This is a genomic window from Streptomyces sp. NPDC058653, from assembly GCF_042716895.1.
GTDB lineage: Bacteria > Actinomycetota > Actinomycetes > Streptomycetales > Streptomycetaceae > Streptomyces.
The window spans coordinates 16,162-30,987 of record NZ_JBHXRM010000040.1 but is presented as its reverse complement, the minus strand read 5'-3'; the positions used below and the strand labels follow the sequence as shown (position 1 = coordinate 30,987).

Annotated in this window: 10 protein-coding genes; 1 reads left to right on the top strand and 9 read right to left on the bottom strand. The window is 72.3% G+C overall.

Annotated elements, in window-relative coordinates:
* Positions 1–59: 59 nt before the first annotated feature.
* From ACFWU9_RS28025 to ACFWU9_RS28010, 4 genes are all read right to left on the bottom strand, one after another.
* Positions 60–383 (bottom strand): hypothetical protein, encoded by a 324-nt coding sequence (locus tag ACFWU9_RS28025; RefSeq protein ID WP_384323205.1) that lies wholly within the window; start codon positions 381–383, stop codon positions 60–62.
* The gene (locus ACFWU9_RS28020) at positions 380–748 is read right to left on the bottom strand and encodes a WhiB family transcriptional regulator (RefSeq protein ID WP_384323203.1); all 369 of its coding nucleotides are present in this window, start codon (positions 746–748) and stop codon (positions 380–382) included. The genes ACFWU9_RS28025 and ACFWU9_RS28020 overlap by 4 nt, the downstream gene beginning before the upstream one ends.
* A gap of 172 nt (positions 749–920) precedes the next feature.
* Positions 921–1,268 carry a hypothetical protein gene (locus tag ACFWU9_RS28015; RefSeq protein ID WP_384323201.1) on the bottom strand — a complete coding sequence of 116 codons (348 nt, stop codon included), beginning with the start codon at positions 1,266–1,268 and terminating at the stop codon, positions 921–923.
* A 153-nt stretch (positions 1,269–1,421) separates the two neighbouring features.
* Positions 1,422–3,623: an ATP-dependent DNA helicase UvrD2 gene (locus tag ACFWU9_RS28010; RefSeq protein ID WP_384323199.1), complete on the bottom strand. Its 2,202-nt coding sequence runs from the start codon at positions 3,621–3,623 to the stop codon at positions 1,422–1,424.
* Positions 3,624–3,773: 150 nt separating this feature from the next.
* Between ACFWU9_RS28010 and ACFWU9_RS28005 the strand changes: the two genes are divergently transcribed.
* Positions 3,774–4,016, top strand: a complete 243-nt coding sequence (locus ACFWU9_RS28005) for a mycoredoxin (RefSeq protein WP_384323197.1) — start codon at positions 3,774–3,776, stop codon at positions 4,014–4,016.
* An 85-nt stretch (positions 4,017–4,101) separates the two neighbouring features.
* On the opposite strand, the gene nudC is transcribed toward ACFWU9_RS28005, so the two are convergent.
* The 5 genes from nudC to ACFWU9_RS27980 all read right to left on the bottom strand — a co-directional run bounded on the left by nudC (position 4,102) and on the right by ACFWU9_RS27980 (position 14,743).
* The gene (gene nudC, locus ACFWU9_RS28000; protein ID WP_384323195.1) at positions 4,102–5,052 is read right to left on the bottom strand and encodes an NAD(+) diphosphatase; all 951 of its coding nucleotides are present in this window, start codon (positions 5,050–5,052) and stop codon (positions 4,102–4,104) included.
* A 37-nt stretch (positions 5,053–5,089) separates the two neighbouring features.
* Positions 5,090–6,496, bottom strand: a complete 1,407-nt coding sequence (locus tag ACFWU9_RS27995) for a dipeptidase (RefSeq protein WP_384323193.1) — start codon at positions 6,494–6,496, stop codon at positions 5,090–5,092.
* A 9-nt stretch (positions 6,497–6,505) separates the two neighbouring features.
* Positions 6,506–10,282, bottom strand: a complete 3,777-nt coding sequence (locus ACFWU9_RS27990) for a UvrD-helicase domain-containing protein (RefSeq protein WP_384323191.1) — start codon at positions 10,280–10,282, stop codon at positions 6,506–6,508.
* A gap of 106 nt (positions 10,283–10,388) precedes the next feature.
* Positions 10,389–11,270 (bottom strand): hypothetical protein, encoded by an 882-nt coding sequence (locus ACFWU9_RS27985; RefSeq protein ID WP_384323189.1) that lies wholly within the window; start codon positions 11,268–11,270, stop codon positions 10,389–10,391.
* Positions 11,271–11,392: 122 nt separating this feature from the next.
* Complete coding sequence (locus ACFWU9_RS27980; RefSeq protein ID WP_384323187.1) at positions 11,393–14,743, bottom strand: ATP-dependent helicase; 3,351 nt, start codon at positions 14,741–14,743, stop codon at positions 11,393–11,395.
* Positions 14,744–14,826: the final 83 nt, after the last annotated feature.

The window sequence follows — 14,826 nt, the reverse complement described above, 5'->3', positions numbered from 1 at the left end:
CGGCCCCCGCGTCAGAGGCACTTGGGGCTGATGGCGTTGTCGCGCCCGGCCGGTGGCGGTCAGTCCATGATCGCCATGGCCAGCGCACGGCGGGCACGCATCGATACGCGCTCCGCGCGGCGCTGCATCCGCCGAGCGGCGACCAGGCGCACGGCCTGGCGTTCCGCGTCGGCTTCACGCAGGCGCTCGGCCATATGCGCACGAGCCAGGGCTTCTGGAATGAGTTGCATCTCGCGGGTCCTGTTCTGACGCGAGTCGCTCGCGCCGGTGGTACTGACAGCTGAAGTGGCGGAGCCGGACGGCTCTCGCAGGGAAGAGGTCATCGGGGCCTGCTTCTTGGGATCGTGCGTGAGGGGACGGTCGATGGTGCCGGTGGCGTTCATGCCGCGACCGGGTTCTTGCGCGGGCGGCCACGGGGCCGCTTGCGGGCAACGACCACACCCTGGATGAAGAGCTCGCCGCCCCAGACACCCCACGGCTCACGCCGCTCCTTGGCGCCGGCGAGGCAGGCCTCGACCAGCGGGCAGGTGCGGCAGAAGGACTTGGCGTACTCGACGTCGGCCGGGGACTCCGCGAAGAAGACCTCGGGGTCGTAGGCACGGCAGGGAACGGGTACGCCGAGGTTCTCGATGGCGTCGTCGAGCGCGGTGAGCGCGGTCAGCGGGGTCAAGGTGGAGTCCTCCGTGATGCCGGGCGGGGTGATCGTTTCGGAAGGCGGTACGGACGGGGCGTGCGCTTCGAGTTGCACGGTGGTGTCTTCCTCGTCTGGTCGGTCCGGCCTGTTGGCCAGGTGTCGGCTGGTACCGGGTGGTTCTTCTCCCGAGGCCCCTTCGCTCCGCCCGTCCCGTTCGGGACAAACAGAAGGGCCGCGGATCCCGGGTGGGGTTCCGCGGCCCTGAAGGCGCCGGCCTGATCTTGGATCAGGCTGGATCACTCCAGGGTTCAGGCCCACGGATGGCCCACATCGTGTGGTGCTGCTTCGTCTGCTTCTTCGATTCGGCACCGGCTGCCGCGAGCGCATAGGCCGCTGCCTCTGCTGCCGCTACTTCTGCCGCCAGTGCCTTGTTCGGTCGCTCATTGCCGCCGATGACAGGGATCGCCACGGGGTTGGTCCGGACGGCACCGAAGCCGGACAGACCGGTGGCGGCGAACGAAGATCCATCAGTGGCGAGCAGTCCGGGACGCGGAACGTCGAGAGAGCATGCGGAGACGACCGAGAGATCGGTCATTTTGGCGGTGCTGACGAAGTCGCTGTTGATGCTGATCACTGGAATCGCCTCCTCTCGGCGTATCGAAATCCGGATACCACTTCGGACAAGTAGAGCACGGGGACCGGGCTTCGGAGAAGCCCGCCGTTCCGTGGTTAAGAACCTATGGTGATTCGCGGGGCGCGCGCAAACTATTTTTTCGACGAGTTTGCATCAGCTCTCCTCGTCCTCCCCAACAAGCTCCTCACCTGCGCAGATGGCGAGAACATCGGCCCCGAACCGCTCCAGCTTGCGGCCGCCGACGCCGGAGATCCTGGCCAGCTCGCCGTCGTCGCCCGGCACCGCCTCGGCGATCGCCATCAAGGTCTTGTCGGTGAACACGCAGTAGGCGGGCTGGCCCAGCTGCTTCGCCTGGTCGGAGCGCCACTCGCGCAGCCGCTCGTACAGCGCCTCGTCCATGTCGGAGGGGCAGCCCTCACAGCGCATCAGCTTCATCTCGCCGGCGTCCGTGAGCGTCGTGCCGCAGACCCGGCACAGGACCGGGCCGCGCCGCTTGCGCCGCCCGCCGCGCTCCCCCGCGGCGCCCGCCGCCGCCCCGGCGCCCCGCGTCCCCGGGGCCGACGTGCCCGGCCGAAGCCCGCTCAGGAAGCGGGTGGGGCGGCGGGAGGCCCTGCCGCCCGGCGCCCTGGAGAGCGCCCACGACAGGGAGATGTGCAGACGGGCACGGGTGACCCCGACATAGAGGAGCCTGCGCTCCTCCTCGACCTGTTCGTCGGTCTTGGCGTAGGTGATCGGCATCATGCCCTCGGTCAGCCCGACCAGGAACACCGCGTCCCACTCCAGGCCCTTGGCCGAGTGGAGGGAGGCGAGGGTGACGCCCTGGACGGTCGGGGCGTGCTGGGCGGCGGCGCGCTCGTCCAGCTCGGTGACCAGGTCGCCGAGCGTCGCCTCCGGCCTGGCCCGCGCGAAGTCCTCGGCGAGACGCACGAGGGCGGCCAGCGACTCCCAGCGGTCACGGACGGCGCCCGAGCCCGTGGGCGGTTCCGTGGTCCAGCCCTTGGTGGAGAGCACGGCCCGGACCTGGGACGGCAGATCGACGACGTCGTCCAGCAGGGAGTCGTTGCCCCCGAAGCGGGCCGCGCCACGCAGCGCGGCTCCCGCCTCCCGTACCTCCTGGCGTTCGAAGAACCGCTCGGCGCCCCGGAGTTGGTAGGGCACACCGGCATCGGCGAGTGCCTGTTCGTAGACCTCCGACTGGGCGTTGATCCGGTAGAGCACGGCGATCTCGCCCGCCGGGACGCCCGCGGCGATGAGGTCGCGGATACGGCGGGCGGTGCCCTCGGCCTCGGCCGGCTCGTCCGCGTACTCCGTGTAAAGAGGTTCGGGGCCCGCCTCGCGCTGCGAGATCAGTTCCAGCCGGTGCTCGGCGGCGCGGCCCTTGGCCTGATTCAGCAGGCCGTTGGCGAGGTGGACGACCTGGGGGGTGGAGCGGTAGTCACGGACCAGCTTCACCATCGTCGCGTTCGGATGGCGGGTGCGGAAGTTCAGCAGATGGTCCGGAGTCGCGCCGGTGAAGGAGTAGATCGTCTGGCTGGCGTCGCCGACGACGCACAGACTCTCCCGGTCGCCCATCCACAGTTCGAGGAGGCGTTGCTGGAGCGGGCTGACGTCCTGGTACTCGTCCACCACGAAGTGCTGGTACTGACCGCGGATCTGGTCGGCGATGTCGTGCCGGTCCTGGAGGATGCCGACCGTGAGCAGCAGGACGTCCTCGAAGTCGATCACCGACCTGTCTCGTTTCAGCTGCTCGTACATCGCGTAGATCTGGCCGATCTCGGCCGGATCGCGCGGGGCGTCGCGGTGCGACTTGGCGACGGCCGCCGGATAGTCCCCGGGCACGGTCTGGGTGACCTTGGCCCACTCGATCTCGCCGGTGACATCCCGCAACTCGTTGCGGTCGAGGCGCACCCGGCAGCGCGCCGCCGACTCCGCGACCAGCTGGACCTTGCGCTCCAGCAGCCGGGGCATCTCGCCACCGACCACCTTCGGCCAGAAGTACTGGAGCTGGCGCAGGGCCGCCGAGTGGAACGTGCGCGCCTGGACACCCCCGGCGCCCAGCTGACGCAGTCTCCCCCGCATCTCCCCCGCCGCCCGGTTGGTGAAGGTCACGGCGAGGACGCTGGCGGGCTGGAGGATCCCGGCCCGGACGCCGTACGCGATCCGGTGGGTGATCGCGCGCGTCTTGCCCGTACCGGCACCGGCCAGCACGCAGACCGGTCCGTGCAGTGCCGTCGCGACCTCGCGCTGCTCGGGGTCGAGCCCTTCGAGCACCGCGTCGGCGTCGCGAGGCGGGGCCACGTACTGGCTGCCGTCGGAATCCTGCGGGAAGAGTGAGGAGTGCGTTGCTGCTGTCACCCCGCCATGCTGCCAGGTCCCGTGAGGCTGGTGACGCAGTTGTCCACAGGGGAGTCACGTTGGTCGTACAAGTGCGGGAATGGTGACCAGGTCACGTACGTTCATCCCTCAGCGAAGACATTCGAGCCTGCCAGAGGAGCGCGAGAAGACATGCCGGGGACCGTGACGATGTACAGCACCACTTGGTGCGGATACTGCCGTCGGCTCAAGGGCCAGATGGACCGCGAAGGCATCGCGTACACCGAGATCAACATCGAGCAGGACCCGGATTCGGCGGCGTTCGTCGAGAAGGCGAACGGCGGCAATCAGACGGTCCCGACCTTGCTCTTCGACGACGGTTCGACGCTGACGAACCCGTCCCTCGCGCAGGTCAAGCAGAAGGTCGGCGTCTGAGCCCACGGGCACCGGACCGGACCGCACACCGTGGGAGCCCCCGCCGACCGGCGGGGGCTCCCACGCGTGGTGCCGCGCGTGGTGTCTAGTTCAGCGGCCTCGGCAGCGGCTTTCCGTACCAGAGCTCCGTCAGCCGTGCCGCGATGGAGATGCCCGACGGCGGCAGGACATCACCCGACTCGATCGCGACCCGCAGGTCCTCGCGGGAGAACCAGCGCGCCTCCTGGATCTCGTCGCCGTCCACGGTGATCTCGGACGAGGTGGCGCGGGCCATGAAGCCGAGCATCAGGCTGGAGGGGAACGGCCAGGGCTGGCTGGCGATGTACTCGACCTCGCCGACCGTGACGCCCGCCTCCTCGAACACCTCGCGCGCCACGGACTGTTCGATCGACTCGCCGGGCTCGACGAAGCCCGCGAGCGTCGAGAACCGGCCCTCCGGCCAGTGCACCTGGCGGCCGAGGAGCGCGCGGTCCTGTCCGTCCGTGACGAGCATGATCACGGCGGGGTCGGTACGCGGGTAGTGCTCGGCGCCGCACGCCGGGCAGCGGCGGATGTGGCCCGCCGCCGCGATCACCGTGCGCTCGCCGCAGCGTGAGCAGAAGCGGTGCAGCCGCTGCCAGTTCTCCAGGGCCACCGCGTGGACCATCAGGCCCGCGTCGCGCGGGGAGAGCAGGAGCCCTGCCTCGCGCAGCCCCGCCGCGCGCGCGGACTGGTCCATGCGGCCCGGCAGCGAGTCCTTCTGGAGGGCGAAGTAGCTGACTCCGTCCTGGTCGGTACCGAGGAAGTAGCGGTGGGTCTCGGTGAGGGGCGCTTCGAAGGAGGGGGTCATGACGAGCTCGGTGCGGCCGTCCGGGGTGTCGTCTATCAGCACCTGGCCCCCGGAGACGACGAAGACCCGCGTGGTGGGGTGGCTCCAGGCGGCGGCCAGCCACGCCTCGTCGAGGCGGTGGTGGGCCGCGCGGTCGATGCCGCTGTCGGCGGCGAGGACGATCGGCCGGTCTGCGGCGGTTTCTCCGCCGCTGGTGGTGGTGCTCACTGGTACTTCCAACTCCCCCGGATGGATGGGTGTCTGTTCAGCGCAGGGCGTCGGCGAGATCGCTCCAGAGGTAGGCGGTCGTCTCCACGCCCTTCAGTAGGAGGTCGATCTCGACCTTCTCGTCGGGCGCGTGCCAGCCGTCGGACGGTACGGAGATGCCGAGGAAGAGGACGGGAGCGCCGAGCACGTCCCGCAGGTCGGCGGCGGGTCCCGAGCCGCCCTCGCGGGTGAACCGGATCTTCTGTTCGAAGGCCGCGCCCATGGCCCGTACGACCGACCGGAGCGCGGGGTGGTCCAGCGGGGTCAGACAGGGGCGGGTGGCCGCGCCGAAGGTGGTCTTGTGGCGGATGCCCGCCGGGACCCCGGCGTCGATCCACTCGGTCACGGCCCGCTCGATCCGGTCGGGGTCCTGGCCCGCGACCAGCCGGAACGAGAGCTTCAGCCGCGCGGTCGACGGGATGATCGTCTTGCCGCCGGGGCCCTGGTAGCCGCCGCCCATGCCGTTGACCTCTGCGGTGGGGCGGGCCCAGACGCGCTCCAGGGTGGAGTAGCCGGCCTCGCCGAGCGTGCCGTGGGACTTGGCCGTACGCAGCCACGCGGCCTCGTCGAAGGGCAGCTCGGCGATGAGGGCGCGTTCGGCGTCGGTGAGCGGCGTGATGCCGTCGTAGAAGCCGGGCACGGTCACCCGCTCGTCTTCGTCGTGCAGCGCTGCCACGAGGCGGGCGGCGACGGTGACCGGGTTGGGTACGGCGCCTCCGAAGGAACCGGAGTGGATGTCCTGGTCGGGGCCGTAGAGCTCGATCTCGCACTCGGCGAGGCCGCGCATCCCGGTGCAGACCGTGGGGGTGTCCTCGGACCACATGCCGGTGTCGGAGACGATCACGACGTCGGCCGCGAGGCGCGCCGCCCGCTGTTCCACGAGCGCGCGGAAGTGCGGTGAACCGGACTCCTCCTCACCCTCCACGAGCAGCTTCAGATGTACGGCCGGGGCGGTGCGGCCCGTGGCCGCGAGATGCGCGCGGACGCCGAGTGTGTGGAAGAACACCTGCCCCTTGTCGTCGGCCGCGCCACGCCCGTACAGCCGGCCGTCCCGGACCACCGGCTCGAAGGGGTCGGTGCGCCAGCCGTCCTCACGGGCGGCGGGCTGTACGTCGTGGTGGCCGTAGACCAGGACGACCGGCGCTCCCGGGTCGTCGGAGGGCCACTCCGCGAAGACGGCGGGGGCGCCGGGGGTGTCCCAGACCTCGGCGACCGGGAAGCCGGTCCCGTGCAGTTTCGCCGCGAGCCAGTCGGCACTGCGCCGTACGTCCGCGTCGTGGTCCGGCTGCGCCGAGACGGACGGGATGCGCAGCCACTCGGCGAGGTCGTCGAGGAAGGCCGCCCGGTGGGACCGGATGAAGTCACGGGTGTACGTACGGACGGCGCTGTCCGGGGTCTCGCTCATACGTCGAGCCTATCCGGCTCCGGGGGTGGTCTCGTCTGGCGTTCGCCGTTCAAGACGCGCTCGGGGCGGGTGATCGTCTCCCTCGACGAGGAGGCGTTCCAGTTCGGTCCGGCCGGGCAGCCCTTCGGGCCGTACCGCCTCGCCGCTCCGTACGTAGAGGAAGGTGGCCACGACCGCCTCCGGCGGGAGGTGGTGCTGCTCGGCCCAGGCCAGGCGGTAGATCGCGAGCTGGAGCGGGTCCGCCGTACGGCCCCGGCCCGTCTTCCAGTCGACGATCTCGTAGGTGACGGTGCCCGTCCGAGGGTCGACGTCCCGGTACACCGCGTCGATACGGCCCCGTACGACGCGGCCGGCGAGGGTGAGCTGGAAGGGCACCTCCACGCGGTACGGCGTGCGCCGGGCGTACGAGGTGCGGTCGAAGGCGTCCTTGAGGGCGGCCAGATCGCGTTCGTCGGCGATCTCCGGCTCGTCGTCGGCGCCGCCGGGCAGTTCGTCGGGGCCGAGCATCGGGAGCGGCAGCTCGTCGAAGCGCGACTCCACCCAGGCGTGGAAGCGGGTGCCGCGGCGGGCGGCCCGGTGCGGCGGACGGGGCATGGGGCGGGCCAGCTCCTGGGCGAAGCCGTCGGGGTCGGCGGCGAGGCGCAGGAGTTGGGAGGCGGAGAGCGACGGCGGTACGGGGACGTCGCGGACGCGTGCGCGGGCGCGCAGCAGCTCTCCGGAGAGGGCGTCGAGGTCCCGGTCCCAGGAGGCGAGGGTGCGGATCTCCTCCGGGGTGAGGCGCTCAGGGGGCCGGTCGCCGCCGGGCATCGCAGGTCCGTCGGTCGTCGGGGGGCGCGGCGCGGGAAGGCGCGCCGGGCGCGCGGCGTCGGCCGGACGCTCCGGAGCGTCCGGGTGGTCGACGGGCTCAGGGGCCTCGGGCCGCCCCGAGTGCTCCATGGACTCCATGGACTCTGTGGACTCTGTGGGAGCCGAGGGCTCCGTGGGCTCCGTGGGAGCCGAGGGCTCCGTGGACTCCGTGGGCTCCGTGGACTCCGTGGGCTCCGTAGGAGCCGTGGGAGCCGTGGGAGCCGAGGGCTCCGGGTGGTCGCGTCCCGGCTCCCAGGTGTCCCAGTCCCCGAGATCGTCGTGGTCCCACTCGTCAGGGCCGTAGGGCTCGCCCAGGTCGTCGTACGCGTCCTCCGGCGGCGGCACGTCCTCGAAGGGCATCTCCTCGTCGGACAGCGGCTCCTCGGGCAGTGCCTCGTGCGGCAGCGGCTCGTCGGGCAGCGTCCCGCCCGCCCAGGGCGTGGCCGTCAGCGTGTCCAGGTGCGCGAGGACCGTGTCCGCCGCCGCGCGGCGGCGGGCGAGGGAGTCGGGGTCCAGCGGGAGCGGCCACGCCTGCTCCTTGTCCGCCGCGAGCAGCGCGGGGTTCTCCTCGTCCTCGGGCGGCTCGTCGGCCCACACCTCGATCTCGCCGAAGCCCGCCGCACAGTGCTCGTACAGGGCGTTGAGGAAGTCCGAGGGACCCCGGGCGCGCTTCTGGGCCGGCCCCCACCAGTGGCCCGAGCCCAGCAGCAGCGAGCGCGGACGGGTGAACGTCACGTATCCGAGGCGCAGTTCCTCCGTGTGCTGGTGCGTGCGCATCTCCTCCTTGAACGCCTTCACGCCCCCGGCGTCCCACTCGTCCACGTCCGGAAGAGTCGCGGCGTCGCCGCGCAGCGCGTGCGGCAGCACCTTCGACTGGGACGTCCAGGCCTCGCGCGCCCTGCTGTTGGGGAACTGCCCGGTGACCAGGCCGGGGACGGCCACGACGTCCCACTCAAGTCCCTTGGACTTGTGGGCGGTGAGGACCTTCACCGTGTTCTCGCCGCCGGGCAGCGCGTTGTCGAGCCCCTTCTCGTACTGCGCCGCCGTCCTGAGGAAGGCGAGGAAGGCGAGGAGTGTGGCGTCCCCGTCGAGCGCGGCGAACGAGGCCGCCGTGTCGAGGAAGTTGTTCAGGGTCTCTCGCCGGCGCGCGGCCAGGGCGTGCGGCGACGCGGCGAGTTCGACCTCCAGGCCGGTGGTGGCGAGGACGCGGTGCAGGACGTCCATCAGCGGATCGGCCAGCGAGCGGCGCAGATCACGCAGTTCGGCCGCGAGCCGGGCGAAGCGGACGCGCGCGGCGGCGGAGAAGGGCAGGCCGTCGTCCTTGCCGCCCGCCGACTCCAGGAAGGTGTCGAGCGCGTCGGCGAGCGATATCACCTCGGCGGGGTCGGTGCCCTCGACCGCCGCCGCGAGCCGTTCGTCGGCGTCGTCCGTGTCCGCGCCGTTCGCGCGGTGCACGAGCAGCCGGGCGCGGCGGCCGAGGAGCGCCAGATCGCGGGGGCCGATCCGCCAGCGCGGTCCGGTGAGCAGCCGTACCAAGGAGGCGTTGGCGCCCGGGTCCTGGAGGACCTCGCACATCGCCACGAGGTCGGCGACCTCCGGAAGATGGAGCAGCCCGGAGAGGCCGACGACCTCGACGGGCACATCGCGGGCGACGAGCGCCCGCTGGATCTCGGGGAAGTCGCCCGCCGTGCGGCAGAGCACCGCGATCTCGCCGGGCTCCTTGCCCGTACGCACCAGATGGGCGAGGGAGTCGGCGAGCCACTCCAACTCCTCGGCATGGGTGGGGAGGAGGGCGCACCGCACGATGCCGTCGCGTTCGGCGCCGGGTGCGGGCCGCAGGGCCTCCACCCCCTCGTGCATGGCGCGCAGGGGGGCCGCGAGTCCGTTGGCCAGGTCGAGCAGACGGCCGCCGCTGCGTCGGTTCTCGCTGAGCGAGAAGCGGGCGGCCGGGGTGCCGTCGGCGGCCGGGAAGTGGGAGGGGAAGTCGTCCAGGTTGGCGACGGAGGCGCCGCGCCAGCCGTAGATCGCCTGGCAGGGGTCGCCGACGGCCGTCACCGCGTGCCCGGTGCCGGCGCCGAAGAGCCCTGAAAGGAGGAGGCGTTGGGCGACCGATGTGTCCTGGTACTCGTCGAGCAGCACCACGCGGAACTCCTCGCGCAGGATGCGGCCGACCTCGGGACGGGTGAGGGCCAGTTCGGCCGAGAGCGCGATCTGGTCGCCGAAGTCGAGCAGGTCGCGGGCGGCCTTGGCCGCGCGGTAGCGCCCCACCAGATCGAGCAGTTCGCGGCGGGCCGAGGCGGTCTCGGGCACCTTGCGCAGGTCGGCGTTGGTGAGCCGGACGCCTTCGAGGGTGCGCAGCAGTTCGGTGTCGTACGCGGCGAGTTCGCCGGTCGGGACGAGGTGCTCCGCCAGCTCGGCGTCGAGGGCCAGCAGATCGCCGACCAGGGCGGGGAAGGATCGCGTCAGCATGGGATACGGGCCCGGGGCCTCCTTGAGGACCCGCGCGGCGAGCTGGTAGCGCGTGGCGTCGGCCAGCAGCCGGGCGGTCGGCTCAAGCCCTATCCGCAGGCCGTGGTCGGTCAGGAGCTGTCCGGCGAACGCGTGGTACGTGGAGATGCGCGGCTCGCCCGGGGGGTTGTCCGGGTCGAGCAGATCGGGATCGGTCACCCCGGCCCGTACGAGCGCCTTGCGGACCCGCTCGGCCAGCTCCCCCGCCGCCTTGTTGGTGAAGGTGAGGCCGAGGACCTGCTCGGGGGCGACCTGGCCGGAGCCCACGAGCCACACCACGCGCGCCGCCATCACCGTCGTCTTGCCCGAGCCCGCCCCCGCGACAATCACCTGCGGTGCGGGCGGGGCGATGATGCACGCCGTCTGCTCCGGGGTGAACGGGATGCCGAGGAGTTCGTTGAGCTGCGCGGGGTCGGTGATACGTGCGGACACTTCAGAGAGGCTATCGGGGACCACTGACACCGGTACGGCGGACGGATCGGACGGACCGGGACGTCGCGACCGCGCGCCGGGGAGGTCGTCGGTGGTCCCCGCGGCCTCAGAAGGCGGACGAGGGGTCACCCGACCGCCGCAGCTCCTGGAGGTCGACCACCTCGTCGGCGGGCGGCGCCGTGGCCTTGACGGGCACTCCGAAGTCCCTGAAGAGGACCGTGCCCGGGGCTCTGCCGCCCTCACTGACAGCCTTCAGCAGATACGGCGCCCCCTCGGCCGCGACGAATGTCGTCTGGACCCTGCCGGACTCGCGCTTCACGAGCGTGACCGCCTTTCGGCCGTCGACCTCGGCGGCGTCGCCCCTGGTCACGCCCTTGGCGTCGGCGGTGTTCAGATTGCCGAGCATGGCGTCCAGGTCGCACGCGCCGCCCAGCGCCCGCGCGGGGGCGTTCCCGCCCGCGGGGATCTTGAGCCACTTGCCCCTGAGCAGCTCGACCAGTTGGTCCTGCCGGCCGGGGTCGGCGCTCTGGGAGTTCGGGTCGTTCCCGTCGTTCCCGCGCGAGGTGACCGACCGCCAGAACTCGTCGTCGCCCTTGAGGTACGTGACGCCGTCCACCACGGCGAACTCCGCCTCGCTGTCGTCGCGGCGCAGCCCTCCCGCGCAGGTGCCCTTGTTGTCCAGCGAGAAGTCGACCTTGAGGCGTTTGCCGTCCTCCGTGCCCTCCGCCGTCAGCCGCAGGGACTTCGCGCCCTCGGTCGCCTTCACCGCCTTGCGGGCGATCTGTTCGGGGCTCATCCCCGCGAAGGGATCGCCCGGCGTGGCTCCTGTCGACGACGCGGCCACCTGCTTCGCGCCGCCCCCCGCCTCCTTCTCGGCCGCGCCCTCGGCCACCTTGGTGGCACCGCCGGTGGAACAACCCACCACACCTGCCACCGTGATCGCGCTCACCAGCGCCGGCATCATGAACTTCCGCTTGATCGCGGTCATCTGCTGTCTCCTCGCACATCTGGCACGTCTGGTACTCCGTGCCCGGGTGCCGTTCCCCTTCCGACCGGGCGAGGAGTCGCGAAGGGTGCATGTGCACGAGGGGATTCATCCGGGAGAGGCACTCACTCGACGATCTGCTGCCCCTCCGGGCGCGCGCTGCACGCCGCGCGGAAGGAGCAGTGCTCGCACTGCCGGCCGGTGCTCGGTGTGAAGCGCTCGTCCAGCACCCGCCCGGCCGCCGTGGCCAGCAGGTCGCCGACCCACTCCCCCGCGAGCGGCTCCTGCGCCTGGATCTTGGGCAGCTCCTCACCGCCCTCCTTCTTGGTGGCCGCCTGCCGCAGTTGTACGAGCTCCGCGCCGCCCGGCTCCGGGCGGCGTCCGTCGAAGACGTCGTCCACCGCGCCCTCCCCCACAGCCAGCTGGTACACGGCGAGCTGGGGGTGGTGCGCGACCTCCTCCTTGGTAGGAGCCGCTTTGCCGGTCTTGAAGTCGACGACGTAGGCGCGCCCTTGGGCGTCCCGCTCCACGCGGTCCATGGAGCCCCGGATCCGTACCTCGTACGCGCCCGCCTCAAGGGTGACGTCGAAGGCGTGCTCGGTGGCCGCCGGTGTGCGCCCGGCGCGGTCCATCACATGCCAGCGCAGGAAACGCTCCAGTGCGACGCGCGCGTGCTTCTTCTCCTGCTGGGACTTCCAGGGCGCGTCGAAGGCGAGCGCGTCCCAGACGGAGTCGAGACGCTCCATGAGGACGGCGAGGTCGGCGGGGGTACGGCCGGAGGCGACCTCGTCGGCCAGGACATGGACGACGTTGCCGAAGCCCTGTGCGGCGGTGGACAGTTCGTCCGCCTTGACCTCGCGCCCCAGGAACCACTGGAGCGAACAGGTGTTGGCGAGCTGTTCCAGCGCGCTGCCGGAGAGCGCGACGGGCTGGTCCCTGTCGCGCAGGGGGACGGCGCTGTGGGTCGGCTCGTACAAACCCCACCAGCGGTGCGGGTGCGCGGCGGGGACCAGCGCCTGCCCCTCCTCGTCGCAGAGCGCGGCGAGCCGGGCGAGCCGGCGGGCCGCCGCGTCGCGCAGCACGGGGGTCGCGTGCGGGTCGACGGTCGTGGCGCGCAGTTCGGCCACGAGCGCGGCGACGGCGAGCGGACGGCGGGGCCGGCCGGTGACGTCCTTGGGCTCGACGCCCAGTTCGGTGAGGAAGCGGGAGGGCTGGTCGCCGTCGTCGGCGGGCGCCTTGACGGCGGTGACGACGAGCCGTTCGCGGGCACGGGTGGCCGCCACGTAGAAGAGGCGTCGCTCCTCCGTAAGGAGGGCGCCGGGAGTGAGGGGCTCGGCCAGCCCGTCGCGGCCGATCCTGTCCGCCTCCAGAAGAGAGCCGCGCCGCCGGAGGTCGGGCCACAGCCCCTCCTGCACTCCCGCGACGACGACGAGCCGCCATTCCAGACCCTTGGAGCGGTGCGCGGTCATGAGACGGACGGCGTCGGGGCGTACGGCTCTGCCGCCGAGGGTGTCGGCGGCGATGTCCTGCGCGTCGATCTCCTCAAGGAAGTTGAGGGCGCCGCGCCCGCCGGTCCGTTCCTCGGCCCGGGCCGCGGCGTCGAACAGGGCGCAGACGGCGTCCAGGTCCCGGTCGGCGTTACGGCCTCCGGCGCCGCCGCGCAGGGCCGAGCGTTCGAGCCTGCCCGGCCAGGGCGTGCCGTCCCACAGCTCCCACAGCGCCTCCTCGGCGGTGCCGCCGCCCGCCAGCAGGTCGCGGGCCTTGGCGAGCAGCGCGCCGAGCCGCTGCGCGCCGCGCGCGTGTGCGGGGTCGTGCGTGACGAGCCGCTGCGGTTCGGCGAGGGCGCGGGCCAGCAGGGTGTCGGAGGGGGGCGGTACGCGGGTGCCGGCGGCCCGCTCCTCGTCGCGCAGGGAGCGGCCGAGGCGGCGGAGATCGGCGGCGTCCATGCCGCCGAGGGGTGAGGTGAGCAGCGCGAGCGCGGTCTCGACGTCGAGCCACTCGCCCTCGGCCCCGGTGCCGGCGTCCGCGAGCGGCTCGTCGTCCCCGCCGCCCTCCGTCCCCGCCTCCCCCAGCGCCGGCCGGACCGCCGCCGTGGCGACCGCGCGCAGCGCCGTGAGCAGCGGCGCCACCGCGGGTTCATGACGCAGCGGCATGTCGTCGCCGTCGATCTCCAGCGGCACGCCGGCCGAGGTCAGGGCCCTCCGTACAGACGGTATGGTCCGGCCTCCGGCCCGTACCAGCACCGCCATCTCGCGCCACGGCACGCCCTCTTCAAGATGGGCGCGCCGCAGGATGTCCGCGACGTTCTCCAGCTCGGTCGAGGCGGTCGGATAGGTGTACGTCTCCACCCGGCCGCCCTCGCGGACCGCCGCGGGCTCACGGTGTGCCCGTACCTTCTCCGCCGGCAGCCGGTTGAGCGGCATCCTGCGCGTCAGCAGCCGGGTCGCCGCGAGCAGTCCCGCACCCGAGCGCCGGGAGGTCGTCAGGACCCGCACCGGGGCCGGGCGGCCGTCGGCGCGCGGGAAGGCGTCCGGGAAGTCGAGGATGCCGTTCACGTCGGCGCCCCGGAACGCGTAGATCGACTGGTCCGGGTCGCCGAACGCGACGAGCGTACGGCCGTTCCCGGCGAGCGCCCTCAACAGTCTGACCTGCGCGGGGTCGGTGTCCTGGTACTCGTCGACGAACACCGCGTCGTACTGGTCGGCCAGCCGCCCGGCGACCTCGGGCCGTTCCGCGAGCAGGACGGCCCGGTGGACCAGTTCGGCGTAGTCGAGGACGCCCCTCATGTCCAGGACGTCGAGGTATTCGGCGAGGAAGGAGGCGGCGGCCGTCCAGTCGGGCCGGCCCCCACGCCGGGCGAAGACGTCCAGCGTGTCCGGACCGAGCCCCAGCTCCCGGCTGCGGGCGAGCACCGCGCGTACCTCGTCGGCGAACCCGCGCGTGGTGAGGCAGGCCCGCAGCTCGTCCGGCCAGCGGATGTGCGCCTGCCCCGCGCGCTCCAGGTCGAGCTGGCCGGCGAGCAGTTCCCGTACGGCGACGTCCTGCTCGGGTCCCGAGAGCAGTCGTAGCGGTTCGGTGAAGAGGTCGGCCTCCTGGTGGGCGCGGATCAGGGCGTAACAGAATGAGTGGAACGTGGTCGCTTGCGGCCCCTGCGCACCGCCCAGCCTGACCGCCGTACGGTCGCGCAGTTCGACCGCCGCCTTGCGGCTGAAGGTGAGGACGAGCATCCGTTCCGGATCGACGCCCCGGGCGACCCGCGCGGCGACACTCTCGACGAGCGTGGTCGTCTTGCCCGTGCCCGGACCTGCGAGGACGAGCAGCGGTCCGCGGTCGTGGTCAACCACCGGGCGCTGTGCTGCGTCCAGCACAGGAGGGTCCACCGGGACCGGCGGCGTACGCACGAGTCGGTACGCGGCGGAGGTCCGCTGCGGTACCCGACGGTGCGGGATTCGCCCGGTGGAAGAGGAGGAGCTCACGTGGATCGCCGGTCCTGGAGGGGGTGCTGGTGGTGACGGGGCTTTCTGGGGTGTGTGTGCCGCGAGCTGAAGAGGCTACGTGG